Raw genomic sequence first — 19512 nt, 5'->3', positions numbered from 1 at the left:
AGGATCTGTGCGATATCTGTGGGAGCGGGCTTGCCCGCGAAGGGACGCGAAGCGGCCCCAATCATTTCCAGCTTGAAACGCTTACTTGCGCTTCATCGACAGGAAGAACTCATCGTTGGTCTTGGTCTGCTTGAGCTTGTCGATGAGGAACTCGATGGCCGCCACCTCATCCATCGGGTGCAGCAGCTTGCGCAGGATCCACATGCGCTGCAGCTCGTCGTCGGCAGTCAGCAGCTCTTCGCGGCGGGTACCGGACTTGTTGATGTTGATGGCCGGGAACACGCGCTTTTCAGCGATGCGGCGGTCCAGCGGCAGCTCCATGTTGCCGGTACCCTTGAACTCTTCGTAGATGACCTCGTCCATCTTCGAGCCGGTCTCGACCAGCGCGGTGGCGATGATGGTCAGCGAGCCGCCTTCCTCGATGTTACGGGCAGCGCCGAAGAAACGCTTGGGCTTTTCCAGGGCGTGGGCGTCGACACCACCGGTCAGGACCTTGCCGGAGCTCGGGATCACGGTGTTGTAGGCACGCGCCAGACGGGTGATGGAGTCGAGCAGGATGACCACGTCCTTCTTGTGCTCGACCAGGCGCTTGGCCTTCTCGATCACCATTTCGGCAACCTGCACGTGGCGGGTCGGTGGCTCGTCGAAGGTCGAGGCGACCACTTCGCCGCGCACGGTGCGCTGCATCTCGGTCACTTCTTCCGGACGCTCGTCGATCAGCAGGACGATCAGGTGGCACTCGGGGTTGTTGCGAGTGATGTTGGCCGCGATGTTCTGCAGCATGATGGTCTTGCCCGCTTTCGGCGGAGCGACGATCAGGCCGCGCTGGCCCTTGCCGATAGGTGCGCACAGGTCGATGACACGACCGGTGAGGTCTTCGGTGGAACCGTTACCGGCTTCCATCTTCAGGCGATGGTTCGGGAACAGCGGCGTCAGGTTCTCGAACAGGATCTTGTTCTTCGCGTTTTCCGGACGGTCGAAGTTGATGGTGTCGACCTTCAGCAGGGCGAAGTAACGCTCCCCTTCCTTCGGCGGGCGGATCTTGCCGACGATGGTGTCGCCGGTGCGCAGGTTGAAGCGGCGGATCTGGCTGGGCGAGACGTAGATATCGTCAGGGCCGGCCAGATACGAGGCATCTGCCGAACGCAGGAAACCGAATCCATCCTGGAGAATCTCCAGCACGCCGTCACCCGAGATCTCTTCGCCGCTCTTCGCGTGTTTTTTCAACAGGGCGAAAATCACGTCCTGCTTGCGCGAACGGGCCATGTTTTCGATGCCCATCTGTTCGGCCATTTCCAGCAGATCGGTAATCGGCTTTTGCTTGAGTTCTGTCAGGTTCATAAGGGGAGTGACGTAATCATGTAAGAAGGGGGGAGAATTAAGCTTCTGGCTTAATGAGGCCGCGCCGCTAGATTGGCGACAGGATCGCGTACTGATTCGAATTGGGAGTGCGTCGGCGACGGCGTGCGAAGGGCACTGGAGAAGCAGTGCGAGGCCGAATGTAACACTTGCTTTTTTCGGCGTCTAGTGGTTTTGACAGGGGAAATCGAGCCTCGGGGACAAAAAAAGCCCCGCATTTGCGGGGCTCTTTCACATCACAGGTGGGCGTCGAGGAACGCAGCCAGCTGGGACTTGGACAGCGCGCCGACCTTGGTCGCCTCGACGTTGCCGTTCTTGAACAGCATCAGCGTCGGGATACCGCGCACGCCGTGCTTGGCCGGGGTTTCCTGGTTGTCGTCGATGTTCAGCTTGGCGACGGTCAGCTTGCCTTCGTAGGTGGAGGCGATGTCGTCCAGGACCGGAGCGATCATCTTGCATGGACCGCACCATTCAGCCCAGTAGTCGACCAGCACCGGGCCTTGAGCCTGCAGCACTTCGGCATCGAAGGTGGCGTCGGTGACGTGTTTGATCAGATCGCTGCTCATGGAGTTCTCCAGGTCGTAAGCATAAAAAACGTTGCCCATCATAGCCGCACCCACGCCCTACAGGAAGCCACGGCCGATTGAGTGTAACTATAGTTGTGCAAGACGCCACGAATCGAAACTGTCATACAAGCGTCATAGGATTTGTCCGAGGCCTTTGTTGATCAGTCATTCAGGCCACCCGCACATTGCCCTGCATCAATCCTCGCCATGTCGCGCGTTGGCGTATGCCCGCGATCATGGCAGGATTGCCGGGTTATCGACCGAGAACATCCAGATCATGCCGCAAACCACCGCGAAGAACCTGTCTCTGATCGCCGCCATCGACCTTGGCTCCAACAGTTTCCACATGGTCGTGGCCAAGGCCCACCATACCGAGATCCGCATTCTCGAACGGCAGGGGGAGAAGGTTCAGCTGGCTGCGGGCATCAGCGAAGATCGCCAGCTCAGCGAAGAAGCCATGCAGCGGGGCCTCGAATGCCTCAAGCGTTTCGCCCAGCTGATCAATGGCATGCCGGCCGGCGCTGTGCGCATCGTCGGCACCAACGCCCTGCGTGAAGCTCGCAACCGCAATGACTTCATCCTGCGTGCCGAAGCCATTCTCGGCCATCCGGTCGAGGTCATTTCAGGTCGTGAAGAGGCGCGCCTCATCTACCTGGGCGTGTCGCACACCCTCGCCGACACCCCCGGCAAACGCCTGGTCGCCGACATCGGCGGCGGCAGTACCGAGTTCATCATCGGTCAACGTTTCGAGCCACTGCTGCGCGAAAGCCTGCAGATGGGCTGCGTAAGCTTCACCCAGCGCTATTTCCGCGACGGCAAGATCACGCCGGCACGCTACGCCCAGGCCTACACCGCCGCGCGCCTTGAGCTGATGAGCATCGAGAACGCCCTGCACCGCCTGACCTGGGACGAGGCCATCGGTTCGTCGGGCACCATCCGCGCCATCGGCGCCGCGATCAAGGCCAACGGTTATGGCAATGGCGAGGTCAATGCCGAAGGCCTAGCCGTGATCAAGCGCAAGCTGTTCAAGCTGGGCGAAGTCGACAAGATCGACTTCGACGGCGTCAAACCGGACCGGCGCACCATTTTCCCTGCAGGGTTGGCGATTCTCGAGGCGATCTTCGACGCCCTCGAACTGCAGCGCATGGACCACTGTGACGGCGCCCTGCGTGAGGGCGTACTGTTCGACCTGCTCGGCCGCCATCATCACGAGGACGTGCGTGAGCGCACACTGAATTCGCTGATGGAGCGCTATCACGTCGATCAAGGCCAGGCCGCGCGCGTGGAGCGCAAGGCGTTGCACGCCTTCGACCAGGTGGCCAAGGCGTGGGATCTGGAAAACGGCAACTGGCGCGATCTGCTGGGCTGGGCGGCGAAGGTGCATGAAGTCGGGCTGGACATCGCCCACTATCACTACCACAAGCACGGCGCCTACCTGATCGAACACTCCGACTTGTCGGGCTTCTCCCGCGAGGACCAGCAGATGCTGGCCCTGCTGGTACGCGGCCATCGCCGCAACATCCCCAAGGACAAGTTCGCCGAGTTCGGCGACGAAGGCGTCAAGCTGATCCGCCTGTGCGTGCTGCTGCGCTTCGCCATCCTCTTCCACCACATCCGCGGCACCCAGCAAATGCCCAAGGTCGAGCTCAAGGCTGCCGACGACAGTCTGGAAGTGGTGTTCCCTGAGGGCTGGCTGGAGCAGCATCCGCTTACCCAGGCCGACTTCGCCAACGAGGCGGAGTGGCTGGCGCGGGTCGGGTTCGTGCTGAGCGTGCGCTGAACCCCGACGCTGACCCTATGTAGGCGCGGCCTTGTGCCGCGCCTACAGCGTGTCTAGCGTACGTTCAGCACCGGGTTGCTCAGGCGCTCCAGCAGCGTCGCCTGGGCGCTGCGCGGGTTCTGGTTGCCGGTCGGGGTACTGCGCACATAACGACCATCTGGCTGCAGGGTCCAGGCCTGGGTGTTGTCGGTCAGGTAGCCCTCAAGCTCCTTCTTCACCCGCAGCAGCAACTTCTTGCCCTCCACCGGGAAGCAGGTCTCGACGCGTTTGTCGAGGTTGCGCTCCATCCAGTCGGCGCTGGACAGGTAGATCTGCTCTTCACCCCCGTTGAGGAAGTAGAACACCCGCGTGTGCTCGAGGAAGCGGCCGATGATCGAGCGCACATTGATATTGTGCGAAACCCCCGGGATGCCCGGACGCAGGCAGCACATGCCACGCACCACCAGGTCGATGCGCACGCCCGACTGGCTCGCCTTGTACAGGGCCTTGATGACCTTGGCATCGGTCAGCGAGTTGAACTTGGCGATGATGTGCGCCGGCTTGCCGTCGAGCGCGAACTGCGTCTCGCGGGCGATCATGTCGAGCATGCCCTTCTTGAGGGTGAAGGGCGCATGCAGCAGCTTCTTCATGCGCAGGGTCTTGCCCATGCCGATCAACTGGCTGAACAGCTTGCCGACGTCCTCGGTGAGCGCGTCATCGGAGGTCAGCAGGCTGTAGTCGGTGTACAGGCGGGCGTTGCCGGCGTGGTAGTTGCCGGTACCCAGGTGCGCGTAGCGGACGATCTCGCCCTGCTCGCGGCGCAGGATAAGCATCATCTTGGCGTGGGTCTTGAAGCCGACCACGCCATAGATCACCACCGCACCGGCCGCCTGCAGTCGGCTGGCCATCTGCAGGTTGGACTCTTCGTCGAAACGCGCGCGCAGCTCGATCACCGCAGTGACCTCCTTGCCGTTACGCGCGGCATCGACCAACGCGTCGACGATCTCCGAGTTGGCCCCGGAGCGGTACAGGGTCTGGCGCACGGCGAGCACGTGCGGGTCCTTGGCGGCCTGGCGCAGCAGGTCGACCACCGGAGTGAAGGATTCGAACGGGTGCATCAGCAACACATCCTGCTTGCTGATGACGCTGAAAATGTTGTCTGCGTTCTGCAGGATCTTCGGGATCGCCGGGGTGAAAGGCGTGTACTGCAGCTCCGGGTGGCTGTCCAGGCTAGTGATGCTGAACAGACGAGTCAGGTTGACCGGGCCATTGACCTGGTAAAGCTCGCTCTCGCTCAGGCTGAACTGCTTGAGCAGGTAGTCGGAGAGGTGCTTCGGACAGGTGTCGGCAACCTCCAGGCGCACGGCGTCGCCGTAGCGGCGCGAGAACAGCTCGCCACGCAGGGCACGGGCAAGGTCGTCGACCTCTTCGGAGTCCAGCGCCAGGTCGGCGTTTCGGGTCAGGCGGAACTGGTAGCAGCCCTTGACCTTCATGCCCTGGAACAGGTCGTCGGCATGGGCGTGGATCATCGACGACAGGAAGACATAGTTGTCGCCGGGGCCGCCAACCTCTTCCGGCACACGGATCACCCGTGGCAGCAGACGCGGCGCCGGGATGATCGCCAGGCCCGAGTCGCGACCGAAGGCATCGACGCCCTCGAGCTCGACGATGAAGTTCAGGCTCTTGTTCACCAGCAGCGGGAACGGGTGGGTCGGGTCGAGGCCGATCGGGGTGATGATCGGGGCGATCTCGTCGCGGAAGTAGCGACGCACCCAGGTCTTGAGCTTGGGCGTCCAGTAGCGGCGTCGGATGAAGCGAATCGCATGCTTCTCCAGCTCCGGCAGCAACACGTCGTTGAGGATCGCGTACTGGCGGTCCACCTCCAGGTGCACCAGCTCGCTGATCCGCGCCAGCGCCTGATGCGGCTGCAGGCCGTCGGCACCGGCCTGTTCCCGGGCGAAATTGATCTGCTTCTTCAGCCCCGCGACGCGGATCTCGAAGAACTCATCGAGATTGCTGGAGAAGATCAGCAGGAACTTCAGACGCTCAAGCAGCGGGTAGGACTCATCCAGCGCCTGCTCCAGCACGCGGATGTTGAACTGCAGCTGCGAGAGCTCACGATGAATGTACAGGCTGCTGTCGTCCAGGCCGGGCACCGGAATCGCCGGGGCCGGCGCCGGGGCGGCGGCCTCGACGACAGGCGCAGGCTCCGGCTCAGGTGCCGCCGGCAGGTCCGGTGGGGTCTGCAGCAGTTCCTCCGGGAGGGCCTTGGCTTCCTTGATCTCGACAGCAGTGAGCACTTCGTTATTCATCTGACGTTCCTGTGAGGGCGTTACTGCCCTCTCAACAATTGAGCGGCACGCACGGCGAAATAGGTGAGGATGCCATCGGCGCCGGCCCGTTTGAAAGCGGTGAGGGATTCGAGAATCACGGCTTCGCTCAGCCAGCCGTTCTGGATGGCCGCCATGTGCATGGCGTATTCGCCGCTGACCTGATACACGAAGGTCGGCACGCGGAATTCGGTTTTGACGCGGTGAACGATGTCCAGGTACGGCATGCCCGGCTTGACCATGACCATGTCGGCGCCCTCGGCGAGGTCGGTGGCCACTTCATGCAGGGCCTCGTCACTGTTGGCCGGGTCCATCTGGTAGGAGGCCTTGTTGGCCTTGCCCAGGTTCAGCGCCGAGCCGACCGCATCGCGGAACGGGCCGTAGTAGGCGCTGGCGTACTTGGCGGAGTAAGCCATGATGCGCACGTTCACGTGGCCGGCCAGCTCCAGGGCCTCGCGGATGGCCTGCAGACGACCGTCCATCATGTCGGACGGCGCCACCACCTGGGCACCGGCTTCGGCATGCGACAGCGCCTGACGCACCAGGGCGTCGACGGTGATGTCGTTCTGTACGTAGCCCTCTTCGTCGAGGATGCCGTCCTGGCCGTGAGTGGTGAAGGGATCGAGTGCGACGTCGGTGATCACCCCCAGTTCCGGGAAGCGCGCACGCAGGGCGCGGGTGGCACGCTGGGCGATACCGTCCGGGTTCCAGGCTTCGGCACCATCGAGGGATTTCTTCTCCACCGGGGTCACCGGGAACAGCGCCAGCGCCGGAATCCCCAACTCGACCCAACCCTGTGCGGCTTCGAGCAGCAGGTCAATCGACAGACGCTCGACGCCCGGCATCGACGGCACTTCCTCGCGACGATTTTCACCGTCCAGCACGAATACCGGCAGGATCAGGTCATCGACGGTCAGGGTGTTCTCGCGAACCAGGCGACGGGAGAATTCGTCCCGGCGGTTGCGACGCAGGCGGGTAGCAGGAAACAGGCGGTTGGCGGGGGTAAAGCTCACGGCAGACTCCTGAGCCCGCGCAGGCGGGCTAGCGCGACAGTTATAAGCGCCCATTATGACGCCTAGGTTACAGGGAAGGGCAACCCTGCGACTTGTGGCCGCAGGCATTGTCCTTGTAGGAATTGTTCACGTCGAGACACATTTGGACACTTTCCCCCAGGCGCGCGAAGGGGTAGGCTGCGCGTTCATTTCGCCAGCACCTCAGAAAATGCTTCAACAATTCCTGCAGGATTTCGGCTATTTCGCCCTCTTTCTAGGCACCTTCTTCGAAGGCGAGACCATCCTGGTACTGGCAGGATTTCTCGCGTTCCGTGGATACATGGACATCAGCCTGGTCGTGGTGGTGGCGTTCTTCGGCAGCTATGCCGGTGACCAACTCTGGTATTTCATGGGCCGTCGCCACGGGCGCAAGATCCTCGCGCGCAAACCGCGCTGGCAGGCCATGGGCGACCGCGCGCTGGAACATATCCGCCGCCACCCCGATATCTGGGTGCTGAGCTTCCGTTTCGTCTATGGCCTGCGCACCGTGATGCCGGTGGCCATCGGCCTGTCGGGCTATCCCCCGCGGCGCTACCTGCTGCTCAACGGTATTGGCGCGGCGATCTGGGCCCTGGCCCTGGGCGCGGCGGCCTATCACTTCGGCGCCATCCTCGAAGGCCTGCTGGGCAACGTGAAGAAATACGAGCTATGGGTGCTCGGCGGCCTGCTGGTGCTGGGCGGGCTGCTCTGGCTGCGCCGACGTTTCCGCAACCTGCGTGCCGAGCGCAAGGCGGCGGCAGAAAGCCAGGCCGCACAGGCTGAACAGGCTGTAGAGCCCGAGCAGGAGCCAGGCCAAGGGCGTAACCGCCCCTAGGCCCAACACCCCACCCAGATAAAGCGCCGGCCCGTTGGACGCCAGCCGCAGCAGCTCGAGGCGCGCGGCCCAAGGCCGGTTCTCCAGCGCTACCCCAAGCACGAACAAGCCAAACGCCATCAGTGTCCAGCCCAGCACCAGCGCCGCTGGCGGCACGCGCTCGGCCACCTCCATCAGGTAACTCCCCAACCCTGCGTACACGGCGAACTGCAGCGCCACGTACAACTGCTGGGCTCGCCCCAGCGGTATCTCGAACTTGCGAAACTGCGCCAGATCAACCTTGGCCTGTGGATAACCCGCCTCCACATCCGCCGGTCGCCATCCGGTGGGCATGAACCAGATCCGCAGCTTGTCCCACAGACTGCGAGTGCGCCGCGCATCGCGCCAGAGCTGGGCATAGAACTGCAGGTTGGCCCACAGCGGATTCCAGCTCGCCAGCGGTGTGGTCACGCCGAACACCACGGGCTCGCGCGGGTCCTCCTCCTGGAAAGTGCCGAACAGGCGGTCCCAGAGAATGAACACGCCGCCGTAGTTGCGATCCAAGTACAAAGGATTCTGCGCATGGTGGACACGATGGTTGGACGGCGTGATCAGTACCCATTCGAGCCAGCCCAGCTTGGGCACGTGCCGGGTATGCACCCAGAACTGGTACAGCAGGTTCAGCGATGCCACGGTGACGAATACCAGCGGCGGCACGCCGATCAGGGCCAGCGGCAGATAGAAGATCCACGAGAAGAGAAAGCCGCTGCTGGTCTGGCGCAGGGCGGTGGTGAGGTTGTACTCCTCGCTCTGGTGATGCACCGAATGCGCCGCCCACAACACGTTGCGTTCATGGCCGAGGCGGTGCAGCCAGTAGTAGCAGAAGTCGTAGAGCACGAACGCCAGCAACCAGACCCAGACCGCACCGTCCGGCAGGCGCAGCAGCGCCAGGTGCTCCCAGGCCAGCGCGTAGCTCACAAGCCCCACGCCCTTGGTCAGCAGCCCCGTGCTGGTCGACAGCGCCCCGGTGCTCAGGCTGTTGATCGAATCGGCCAGGCGATAGTTGCGCTGCCCGCGCAGCCGGTCGGCGACCAGCTCCACAGCAATCAGCACGAAGAAGAACGGCACGGCCAGCAGAATCAGGTCCATGGTGACGATCCCAAGCGTTATCCACAGAGATTAGGCTGCGTCGGGCACAACCCTTATGGCCACATCTGCCAAACTAGAGGACATTTAGCGCCTCGACACTGGAGTAATGAGCATGACGAAAAAGGTAGCGGTGATTCTTTCCGGCTGTGGCGTATATGACGGCGCCGAAATCCACGAAAGCGTGATCACCCTGCTGCGCCTCGACCAGCGCGGCGCCCAGGTGCAGTGTTTCGCGCCGAACATCGCGCAGATGCACGTGATCAACCACCTGACCGGCGAAGAAATGCCCGAGTCGCGCAATGTACTGGTGGAGTCGGCGCGCATTGCCCGCGGTGAAGTGAAGGATATCCGCGAAGCCAGGGCCGAGGACTTCGACGCGCTGATCGTGCCTGGCGGTTTCGGCGCTGCGAAGAACCTGTCCAATTTCGCCGTCGAAGGGACCAGTTGCAGCGTGAACCCCGAGGTACTGGCACTGGCCGAGGCCTTCGCCGCGGCGTGCAAGCCGGTCGGCCTGATCTGCATCTCGCCGGCGTTGGCCGCGAAGATCTACGGCCCAGGCGTGGTCTGCACCATCGGCAACGATGCCGACACCAGCGCAGCCGTGGTGAAGATGGGCGGCACCCATGAAGAATGCGATGTGCATGACATCGTCGAAGACACCCAGCGCAAGCTGGTGACCACCCCGGCCTATATGCTGGCCAAGTCGATCAGCGAAGCGGCGGGTGGGATCTACAAACTGGTGGACCGGGTGCTGGAGCTGACTCACGAGAAGGACTGAAGCGCATCAGGGCGGGCCTTTTCGCGGGCAAGTCGGAGCGCCGAACCGCCGCGAAAAGGTCAACGCGTCAACCGCGTGAGGATCCGATCCAGCGAATTGGCAAACGCCTGCTTCTCCCGCTCGCCATAGGGCGCCTGCCCACCGCCGACCTGCCCCTGTTCTCGCAACTCGGTGAACAGGTTGCGCACCGCCAGCCGATCCCCCATGTTGCGCTCGTCGAACTCGCGACCACGCGGGTCCAGCGCCGCCACACCCTTCTTGATCAGACGATCGGCCAGCGGTACGTCGCTGCAGATCACCAGCTCGCCGGGCTCTGCATGCTCCACCAGGTAGTCGTCGGCGGCATCCATGCCGCTGGGCACCACGATCAGCCGCACGATCGCGAAGGCCGGTTTGGCCACGGCCTGGCCGGCCACCATCACCACTTCCAGCTTGCGCTTGAGGGCGAACTTGACGATCAGGTCCTTGGCCGCCTTGGGGCAGGCGTCGGCGTCGATCCATATGCGCATGACGATGTTTCCGTGATTCGAAAAGAAATAGTGTGCCAGCCCCGGCCTCAGTTCGCTGCAGCCCTGCGTTTTTCGGCAATGCGCGAGCGTCCGTAAAGCACCACGATAGCCAGCAATGCCACCGCCTGCGCACTCAACGAATAAGCGTCGGCATGAATCCCCAGCCAATCGAACTCGAAGAACGGCACCGGTCGCGTGCCCAGTACCCCAGCCTCCTGCAGCGCCTTGACGCCGTGCCCGGCGAACACCACCGACAGCGCGCACAACAACGCAGCGTTGATGCTGAAGAACAGCGACAGTGGCAGCTTCGCCGATCCACGCAGAATCACCCAGGCCAATCCCACCAGCAACACCAGCGCGGTAGCGCCACCGGCCAGCACCGCCTGGTGCCCGGCAGGCCCGGCCTGCAGCCACAGGGTTTCGTAGAACAGGATCACCTCGAACAGCTCGCGGTACACCGAGAAAAACGCCAGCATGGCAAAGCCGAAGCGCCCGCCACCACTGAGCAGGCTGCTCTTGATGTAGTCCTGCCAGGCTGCGGCGTGGCGCCGGTCATGCATCCACACCCCCAGCCACAGCACCATGACCGCAGCGAACAGCGCCGTGCAGCCCTCGAGCAACTCGCGCTGGGCGCCGCCGACATCGATCACATAGGCCGCCAGGGCCCAGGTGGCGAAACCTGCCACCAATGCCAGGCCCCAGCCAATGTTGACGCTGCGTACCGCCGACTGCTGCCCGGTATTGCGCAGGAAGGCGAGGATCGCGGCCAGCACCAGGATCGCCTCCAGGCCCTCGCGCAGCAGGATCAGCAGCCCGGAGATGTAGCTCAGCGACCAACTCAGACCATCGCTGCCCAGCAGTTTCGCCGCCTGCTCCAGCTTGACCTTGGCCTCGGCCAGGCGCTGCGCAGCCTGCTCGGCGGGCAAGCCATCCTGCAGCGACTGCCGGTAGGCCATCAACGACTTCTCGGTATCCTTGCGCACCTGCGCGTCGATGTTGTCGAGCGAGCTCTCCACCAGCTCGAAGCCTTCGAGATATGCGGCCACCGACAGGTCGTAGGCCTGGTCGTGATCGCCCTCGCGGTAGGCCGCCAGGCTCTTGTCCAGGGTGCTGGAGGTGTATTCGAGCAACTGTGCCGGGCCACGCTTGACCTGCGGTGGCTGGGCGCGCTGGGCACGGAATGCGGCAACGGCCGCGGCGCCTTCGTTGGCGGCGACTTCGGCCGGAGTCTGGCGGGCCAGATCGGCGATGTTCCAGGTTTTGTCACCCTTGGCCGCCTGCGGGTCGGCGGTGAAGCTGGCAATGTAGGCGGCCACGTCCCAGCGCTGGCGTTCGTCGAGCTGGTCGGCGAACGACGGCATCTCGGTGCCCTCGATACCCAGGCCGAGGGTGTTGTACAGGTCGAACAGGCTCAACTGGTCAAGGCGCTGGGCGTCACGCAGGTTGGCCGGCGCAGGCTCCAGGCCGACACCCGCAGGGCCGTCACCGGCACCGGTGTCACCGTGGCAGATCGAGCAGTTCTGCGCGTACAACGCAGCACCGCGTGCCGGATCCGGGGTGATCACCGGCGCCTGGCTGACCTCATAGGCCACCGCCAGCCGCGCGCCCAACTGCCGAGCCTGGTGCGCCACGGCGCTGCCGTCCTGGCGTTGCTCGATGGCCTGGCGCAGCGCCTGCACACCCTGCTCGAGAGCGTCGCGTTCGGGGTTGGCCGGCAAGCCATTGACCAGCTCGGCCAGCACCCCGCTGAACTCCTGCTGTTCGCGGTATTCACCTTCATCCACCACCTTGCCGCCCTCTACGGTCGGCGGGTAGTCGGCACCGATATAGTCCAGCAGGTGCAACGCCTTGATGGCCTCGGCGGGGGCTTCGGCCTGCGCCAGGGTGCTGCACAGCGCCAGCACCGGACCGAGCAACAAGGCCGGCAACCACGCGAGCGGACGGGAACGGGGAATCATGGGGCGATCTCGGCGAGAATACGAAAGCGAACATTGTTCACTTCCACTTCGACTTGCTCAAGGTTCGCGGGCGGATTTCATGAAAAATCTTGCAACGAATAAGTCCTGATCGGCCCGCTCAAGACGCTCCCAGGATCTCCACCTCAGGCAAGTCCATCGCCGCCGCCTCCTCCTGCAAGAAGGCACTCAAACGCCGCAACCGCTCGCCGCCCGGGCGGGTGCGCGGCCATACTAGGTAATAGTCCAGGCCGCTGGCCACCGCCGTCGGCCATGGCAGACTCAGTCGCCCCTGGGCGACGTCTTCGGCGACCATCAGCAGGTCACCCATCGACACCCCATAACCCCGAGCTGCGGCGATCATGCCCAGCTCCAGGGTATCGAACACCTGCCCGCCCTTGAGCGACACCGTTTCGCTCAGGCCCATGCGCGCCAGCCAACCGCGCCAGTCGCGACGATCGGGCGTCGGGTGCAGCAGCTCGACACTGGCCAGCCTGCGCGCATCCCACGGCGCTTCGGCCTGCAGGGCCGGAGCGCCAACCGGGATCAGCAGCTCGGCGAACAGCCGACGCACCTCCCAGTCCACCGGAAAGTTGCCGTCGCTGAGCAGCACGGCGCAATCGAAAGGCTCTTGATTGAAATCCACATGGTCGACGTCCATCCAGGCGCTCGTCAGTTGCACCTCGTTGCCCGGCTGCAGGTGGCGAAAGCGGCTCAGGCGCGCCAGCAGCCAGCGCATGGTCAAGGTCGAGGGGGCTTTCATGCGCAGGATGTCGTCTTCGCCGCGCAAGGTATTGCAGGCCCGCTCCAGTGACGAGAACCCGTCGCGCACACCGGGCAACAGCATCCGCGCCGCCTCGGTGGGCTGCAGATTACGACCGTTGCGCACGAACAGGCGGCAGCCGAAGTGATCTTCAAGCGTGCGGATGTGGCGGCTGACCGCGCTCTGGGTGATGGACAGCTCCTCACCGGCGCGGGTGAAGGAGCTCAGCCGCGCGGCGGCTTCAAATGCGCGCAGGGCATACAGCGGTGGTAGCTGACGAGACATGAGACACCTGTCATACGGGCGCATGAGGCAATTTGGCAGAAGCATACATCCATGAGTTGAACTCATGCCAATGATCGCTTTTATCTTTTTGTGCAATGTTGACCGAAGCCTCAGAATCGTGAGCTCTTTCTGTAGGACCCATACCCAAGGACTTCGCCCCATGCATGTCGCGCCCACCACCGAACTCAAGGCTCTGCTGCGCCTGGCCGGCCCCCTGGTCGCCTCGCAATTGGCGCACATGCTGATGGTGCTCACCGACACCCTGATGATGGCGCGCATCAGCCCACAGGCGCTGGCAGGGGGCGGCCTGGGCGCGGCGAGCTATTCGTTCGTGTCGATCTTCTGCCTGGGCGTGATCGCCGCGGTCGGCACCCTGGTGGCCTTCCGCAAAGGCGCAGGTGACATTGCCGGTGCTACGCGCTTGGCGCAGAACGGCCTGTGGTTGGCCTGGGGCCTGGCGCTGGGCGCGGCCCTGGTGTTGTGGAACCTCAAACCTTTGCTGCTGCTGTTCGGCCAGCGTCCCGACAACGTCGACATGGCCATGCAGTTCCTTACCCTGCTACCCCTGGCGCTGCCCGGCTACCTGACCTTCATGGCCCTGCGCGGCTTCACCAGCGCCCTGGGCCATTCGACCCCGGTGATGGTCATCAGCCTGGTGGGCACGGTACTCAACTACCTGTTCAACCACGCGTTGATCGAAGGCATGTTCGGCCTGCCCAAGCTGGGCCTCATGGGCATCGGCCTGGTCACTGCCGTGGTGTCGCTGGGCATGGCCATCGCCCTGGCTCTATACATCCACTGGCACCGTGCATACGACGCCTATCCGCTGCGCAAGGGCCTGTCACACCCATCGCTCGATGCACTTCGCGAGTTGTGGCGGCTGGGCCTGCCGATCGGCGGTACCTACATCGTGGAAGTCGGCTTGTTCGCCTTCGCCGCCCTGTGCATGGGTGTACTGGGCGATACCGAGCTGGCCGCCCACCAGATCGCCCTGCCGATCATTTCGGCAGCGTTCATGGTGCCGACCGGGCTGTCCTATGCGGTGACCATGCGAGTCGGGCTGTACTACGGCGCAGGCAACCTGCTGGCCGCGCGCAGCGCCGGGCGCATCGGGATCGGCCTGGGCGCGGTGGTGATGTTCACCTTCGCGGTGCTGTTCTGGCTGTTCCCGGAGACCTTCGTGGGGCTGTTGGTCGACCGCAATGACCCAGCGTTCGCCGCCATCTTCGCGCTCGCCGTGCAACTGGTGATGGTGGCCGCCTGGTTCGAGCTGTTCGACGGCACGCAGACCATCGCAATGGGCTCGATCCGCGGCCTGAAGGACGCCAAGACCACATTCGTGATCGGTCTGCTGTGCTACTGGCTGGTGGGCGCGCCATGCGCCTGGGTGTTCGCCTTCACGCTCGGCGGGGGTGCGGTGGGTATCTGGTGGGGCTTGGCGCTGGGGCTGGCGTGTGCGGCAGTGGCGCTGACGCTGGCATTCGAATGGCGGATGAAGCGGTTGCTGGGCAAGGCGGCCGTGGGGGCGGCGGTTTCGGCCTGAAATCAGTGGCGGCCCTATCGCGGGCCGCTACCGGCTAAACACTCACCAACTGCGGCTTGGCCGCCTGGAACAGGTAGACGATCAGCTCATCGATCGGCAGCGGCCGGCTGACCAGGAACCCTTGCACCTGGTCGCAACCGAAATCACGCAGCAGACCCAGTTGCTCATCGCTTTCCACCCCTTCGGCCACCACTTCCAGGTTGAGGTTGTGCGCCAGGTTGATCATCGCGTGCACCAGCTTGCGGTTTTCTTCGCGCTGTTCCATGCCGGCGACGAAGCTGCGATCGACCTTGAGCAAGGTGATGGGCAGGCTGTTCAGGTGCACGAACGACGAAAAACCAGTGCCAAAGTCATCCAGCGAGAAACGCACACCCAGGCGCCCCAGTGCATCCATGGTCTGGCGCACCACTTCGTTGCGGCGCATCACCGCGGTCTCGGTCAGCTCGAACTCCAGCCAACGCGCATCGACGCCGTGTTCGACGATCAGCCGGCTCAGGGTCGCCAACAGCTGGCTGTCCTGGAACTGGCGGAAGCTCAGGTTCACCGCCATGTGCAGCGGCGCCAGGCCGTGCTCGCCCAAGGCCTGCATGTCACGCAGGGCGCGGGAGATCACCCAGTAGCCCAGCGGTACGATCAGCCCGCTCTGCTCGGCCAGCGGCACGAACTCGCTCGGCGGCAGCAGGCCACGCTCGGCATGCCGCCAGCGCACCAGTGCCTCGAGGCCGACGATGGTGCCGTCCTTGAGGTTCAAGCGTGGCTGGTAGTGCAGTTCAAGCTCGTCACGACGCAGGGCCCGACGCAGCTCGCTTTCCAGATCGGCGAGGCTGCGGGCGTTGCTGTTTATCCGCTCGTTGAACACGTGATACGTGCAGCCTTGGCTGCCCTTGGCCTGGCGCATGGCGATGTGCGCATGCCACATCAACGGATCGGCGCCCGCTTGCGCACGGGCATGGGCCAGGCCCAGGCTGCAGCCAAGCAGCAGGCTTTCGCCATCGATCCAGTACGGCTCGGCCAGGGCTTCGACGATACGCTCGGCGGTGCGCTCGGCGCGGCTGGGGTCGCGGCGGGTGTCGATCAGCAGCGCGAACTCATCGCTGCCCAGGCGCGCCAACTGATCACCGGCCTCCAGCTGCTGCTTGAGTCGGTTGACCACCTGCAGGATCAGGCGATCACCGCCCTGGTGCCCCAGGGCGTCGTTGACGTGGCGGAAGTTGTCCAGGTCCAGGTGACCGAGGGCCAGGCCGCGGCCTGCGTTCTCCGCCAGGCGTGCGCTGAGCAGTGCCTGGAAGCCCTGGCGATTGGCGATGCCGGTGAGCGGGTCCTGCTCGGCCAGGCGTTGCAAGGTGGCGACCAGCACACCGCGTTCACGCACATGACGCAACGAGCGGCGCAGCGCGTCACTGCTCAGTTGCTCACGCACCAGCCAGTCACTCACGCCCACCGGAGGCGTCTCGGGCTCGTGCTCCAGCAGCAGGATGGTCGGCAGGTCGCAGCGTCCGGGTGTCGGCTGCAGGTCGGGCGTGGCCAGTACCACGGCCTGGCGATCGTGAACGAACAGGCTGTCCACCGCCTCCCAGTTCGGCGCAGTCAACAGTACCGCGCTGCCAGCCAGCGGCTGGACACATTCGCGCAGCAACGCAGCCCATTCCGGCTCATCGGCCAACAGCAGCAAGCGCAACGGTTCGACGGGCGTGGACAAGCGGGCTCCTTAGGGCTCGAACAGTGTGACCGAGGATGTGCCGTATCCTAACCGACAAGTGGAAATGATTCTCACTTTTATATGTGGCGTTCCCTGCCCCGCATCTCGACGGATTTTGCCGTGCATCCTGCGCGAAAGTCGCAACGCCCGCAAATCTGAATGGTGCGCTGCATCACACTGTCAGACGGTCGCGCCATAACCGACCCATGCCTGCTAGAATGCGCGGCTATTTTCTGGTTACTTCCGGTTTCTAGCATGTCCCGACTCAATCCCCGGCAACAGGAAGCCCGAGACTACGTCGGCGGCCCTCTATTGGTGCTCGCCGGTGCAGGCTCCGGCAAGACCAGCGTGATCACGCGCAAGATTGCCCACCTCATCCAGAACTGCGGCATCCGTGCCCAGTACATCGTCGCCATGACCTTCACCAACAAGGCCGCGCGCGAGATGAAGGAGCGGGTCGGCACCCTGCTGCGTCCAGGCGAAGGCCGGGGCCTGACGGTGTGCACCTTCCACAACCTGGGCCTGAACATCATCCGCCGGGAACACCAGCGCCTGGGCTACAAGCCGGGCTTCTCGATCTTCGACGAGTCCGACATCAAGGCGCTGCTGTCGGACATCATGCAGAAGGAATACTCCGGCGACGACGGGCTGGACGAGATCAAGAACATGATCGGCTCGTGGAAGAACGACCTGATCCTGCCCGCCGAAGCCCTGGAGAAAGCGCGCAACCCGCGCGAGCAGACCGCCGCCATCGTCTACACCCACTACCAGCGCACGCTCAAGGCGTACAACGCGGTGGACTTCGACGACCTGATCCTGCTGCCGGTCAAGCTGTTCCAGGAGCACACCGACGTGCTGGAACGCTGGCAGAACCGCGTGCGCTACCTGCTGGTCGACGAATACCAGGACACCAACGCCAGCCAGTACCTGCTGGTCAAGATGCTCATCGGCATGCGCAACCAGTTCACCGTGGTGGGCGACGACGACCAGTCGATCTACGCCTGGCGTGGCGCACGCCCGGAGAACCTGATGCTGCTCAAGGAGGACTATCCCTCCCTGAAAGTGGTGATGCTCGAGCAGAACTACCGCTCCACCAGCCGCATCCTGCGCTGCGCCAACGTGCTGATCGCCAACAACCCCCACGACTTCGAGAAGCAGCTGTGGAGCGAGATGGGCGTGGGCGACGAAATCCGCGTGATCCGCTGCAAGAACGAGGAAGCCGAGGCCGAGCGCGTGGCCATGGAAATCCTCACCTTGCACCTGCGCACCAATCGCCCGTACAGCGACTTCGCCATCCTCTACCGCGGCAACTACCAGGCCAAGCTGATCGAGCTGAAGCTGCAGCACCACCAGGTGCCCTATCGCCTGTCCGGCGGCAACAGCTTCTTCGGTCGCCAGGAGGTCAAGGACCTCATGGCCTACCTGCGCCTGCTGGTCAACCCGGACGACGACAACGCCTACCTGCGGGTGATCAACGTGCCGCGCCGCGAGATCGGCTCGACCACGCTCGAAAAGCTCGGCAACTACGCCACCGAGCGCGGCGTGTCGATGTACGCGGCAAGCGAGGAGCTGGGCCTGGGCGAGCACCTCGATGCGCGCTACACCGAGCGCCTGCAGCGCTTCAAGCACTGGCTCGACGGCGTGCGTCACAAGGTTGCCCTGGAAGACCCGATCGCTGCGCTGCACGAGATGGTCAAGGACATCGACTACGAGAACTGGATCCGCCAGAACACCGCCAGCGACAAGGCGGCGGATTTCCGCATCGGCAACGTCTGGTTCCTGATCGATGCGCTGAAGAACACCCTCGAGAAGGACGAAGAGGGTGACATGACCATCGAGGACGCCATCGGCAAGCTGGTGCTGCGCGACATGCTCGAGCGCCAGCAGGAAGAGGAAGAAAACGCCGAGGGTGTGCAGATGATGACCCTTCACGCCTCCAAGGGCCTGGAATTCCCCTACGTATTCATCATGGGCATGGAGGAAGAAATCCTCCCCCACCGCTCGAGCATCGAAGCCGACACCATCGAGGAAGAACGCCGCCTGGCCTACGTGGGCATCACCCGCGCCCGTCAGACTCTGGCCTTCACCTTCGCCGCCAAGCGCAAGCAGTACGGCGAGATCATCGACTGCACGCCCAGCCGGTTCCTGGATGAACTGCCGCCGGACGACCTGGCCTGGGAAGGCCTGGAGGATGCGCCTGTGGAGGTGAAGGCGGCGCGGGGCAATAACGCGCTGGCCGACATCCGGGCCATGCTCAAACGCTGACCAACCCTTACTCTTTAAACCTTAGCCGCGACCTTCTGGATGCGGCCACCTTTGCTACATCGAGGAATACACAGTGGAAGCACTGCAGCAGAAGATTCGCGAAGAAGGCATCGTGCTTTCCGATCAGGTTCTCAAAGTCGACGCGTTTCTCAACCACCAGATCGACCCTGCGCTGATGCAACTGATCGGTGACGAGTTCGCCCGCCTGTTCGCAGACTCCGGCGTGACCAAGATCGTCACCATCGAGGCGTCGGGCATCGCCCCGGCGGTGATGACCGGCCTGAAGCTGGGCGTGCCGGTGATCTTCGCCCGCAAGCATCAGTCGCTGACCCTGACCGAGAACTTGCTGACCGCTTCGGTGTATTCCTTCACCAAGCAGACCGAGAACACCGTGGCCATCTCGCCGCGTCACCTCAACAGCAGTGATCGCGTGCTGGTGATCGATGACTTCCTGGCTAACGGCAAGGCTTCCCAGGCGCTGATTTCGATCATCAAGCAGGCCGGCGCCACCGTGGCGGGCCTGGGGATCGTCATCGAGAAATCGTTCCAGGGCGGTCGCGCCGAGCTGGACAGCCAAGGCTATCGCGTCGAATCGCTGGCTCGGGTGAAGTCGCTGGAAGGTGGGGTCGTGACCTTCATCGAATAAGGCCGCTACGCGAGCTCTGTGGGAGCGGGTTTACCCGCTCCCACAGGGGCCAGCATGTCCG

Annotated in this window: 14 protein-coding genes and 1 pseudogene; 6 read left to right on the top strand and 9 right to left on the bottom strand. The window is 63.8% G+C overall.

What is annotated here, in order from left to right:
* Positions 1-81: 81 nt before the first annotated feature.
* On the bottom strand, positions 82-1341 hold the full coding sequence (gene rho / locus ACMGGG_RS24560) for a transcription termination factor Rho (protein WP_039581904.1): 1260 nt from the start codon (positions 1339-1341) through the stop codon (positions 82-84).
* Between the two features lie 254 nt (positions 1342-1595).
* The gene (gene trxA / locus ACMGGG_RS24555; RefSeq protein ID WP_054894093.1) at positions 1596-1925 is read right to left on the bottom strand and encodes a thioredoxin TrxA; all 330 of its coding nucleotides are present in this window, start codon (positions 1923-1925) and stop codon (positions 1596-1598) included.
* Between the two features lie 277 nt (positions 1926-2202).
* Between trxA and ppx the strand changes: the two genes are divergently transcribed.
* A complete protein-coding gene (gene ppx / locus ACMGGG_RS24550; protein WP_065861757.1) occupies positions 2203-3705 on the top strand; it encodes an exopolyphosphatase in 1503 nt (500 codons plus the stop codon).
* A 53-nt stretch (positions 3706-3758) separates the two neighbouring features.
* Here ppx and ppk1 read toward each other — a convergent pair whose 3' ends face one another.
* Positions 3759-5996, bottom strand: coding sequence for a polyphosphate kinase 1 (gene ppk1, locus ACMGGG_RS24545; RefSeq protein WP_112897072.1), 2238 nt, complete (start codon positions 5994-5996; stop codon positions 3759-3761).
* A 20-nt stretch (positions 5997-6016) separates the two neighbouring features.
* Positions 6017-7027: a porphobilinogen synthase gene (gene hemB, locus ACMGGG_RS24540; RefSeq protein ID WP_063542047.1), complete on the bottom strand. Its 1011-nt coding sequence runs from the start codon at positions 7025-7027 to the stop codon at positions 6017-6019.
* 208 nt (positions 7028-7235) lie between these two features.
* On the opposite strand from hemB, the gene ACMGGG_RS24535 reads away from it, so the two are divergent.
* Entirely contained in the window at positions 7236-7880 is a 645-nt protein-coding gene (locus ACMGGG_RS24535; RefSeq protein WP_414154576.1) for a DedA family protein, read from the top strand.
* A 549-nt stretch (positions 7881-8429) separates the two neighbouring features.
* Here ACMGGG_RS24535 and ACMGGG_RS24530 read toward each other — a convergent pair.
* Positions 8430-9008: pseudogene (locus ACMGGG_RS24530) on the bottom strand (sterol desaturase family protein); the annotation flags it as partial.
* A 112-nt stretch (positions 9009-9120) separates the two neighbouring features.
* Between ACMGGG_RS24530 and elbB the strand changes: the two are divergent.
* The gene (gene elbB, locus ACMGGG_RS24525) at positions 9121-9786 is read left to right on the top strand and encodes an isoprenoid biosynthesis glyoxalase ElbB (RefSeq protein ID WP_414154575.1); all 666 of its coding nucleotides are present in this window, start codon (positions 9121-9123) and stop codon (positions 9784-9786) included.
* Positions 9787-9845: 59 nt separating this feature from the next.
* Here elbB and ACMGGG_RS24520 read toward each other — a convergent pair whose 3' ends face one another.
* The 3 genes from ACMGGG_RS24520 to ACMGGG_RS24510 form a co-directional block, all read right to left on the bottom strand.
* Positions 9846-10295 (bottom strand): YaiI/YqxD family protein, encoded by a 450-nt coding sequence (locus ACMGGG_RS24520; RefSeq protein WP_054894100.1) that lies wholly within the window; start codon positions 10293-10295, stop codon positions 9846-9848.
* Between the two features lie 47 nt (positions 10296-10342).
* On the bottom strand, positions 10343-12253 hold the full coding sequence (locus ACMGGG_RS24515) for an FTR1 family protein (RefSeq protein WP_414154574.1): 1911 nt from the start codon (positions 12251-12253) through the stop codon (positions 10343-10345).
* Positions 12254-12371: 118 nt separating this feature from the next.
* Entirely contained in the window at positions 12372-13298 is a 927-nt protein-coding gene (locus ACMGGG_RS24510; RefSeq protein WP_414154573.1) for a LysR substrate-binding domain-containing protein, read from the bottom strand.
* 160 nt (positions 13299-13458) lie between these two features.
* Here ACMGGG_RS24510 and ACMGGG_RS24505 point away from each other — a divergent pair, with 160 nt between their 5' ends.
* Positions 13459-14841 (top strand): NorM family multidrug efflux MATE transporter, encoded by a 1383-nt coding sequence (locus tag ACMGGG_RS24505; RefSeq protein WP_054894103.1) that lies wholly within the window; start codon positions 13459-13461, stop codon positions 14839-14841.
* A gap of 34 nt (positions 14842-14875) precedes the next feature.
* Here ACMGGG_RS24505 and ACMGGG_RS24500 read toward each other — a convergent pair whose 3' ends face one another.
* Positions 14876-16540, bottom strand: a complete 1665-nt coding sequence (locus ACMGGG_RS24500; RefSeq protein ID WP_414154572.1) for a putative bifunctional diguanylate cyclase/phosphodiesterase — start codon at positions 16538-16540, stop codon at positions 14876-14878.
* 255 nt (positions 16541-16795) lie between these two features.
* On the opposite strand from ACMGGG_RS24500, the gene rep reads away from it, so the two are divergent.
* Positions 16796-18805 (top strand): DNA helicase Rep, encoded by a 2010-nt coding sequence (rep, locus tag ACMGGG_RS24495; protein ID WP_054894105.1) that lies wholly within the window; start codon positions 16796-16798, stop codon positions 18803-18805.
* Positions 18806-18878: 73 nt separating this feature from the next.
* Positions 18879-19451 (top strand): xanthine phosphoribosyltransferase, encoded by a 573-nt coding sequence (locus ACMGGG_RS24490; RefSeq protein WP_011536381.1) that lies wholly within the window; start codon positions 18879-18881, stop codon positions 19449-19451.
* The last annotated feature ends 61 nt before the right edge of the window (positions 19452-19512 follow it).

This window comes from Pseudomonas sp. BNK-44-b (assembly GCF_047456245.1).
Lineage (GTDB): Bacteria > Pseudomonadota > Gammaproteobacteria > Pseudomonadales > Pseudomonadaceae > Aquipseudomonas > Aquipseudomonas machongensis.
Note: the sequence above shows the minus strand (reverse complement) of the source record. Positions and strands in the feature narration are given on the sequence as shown.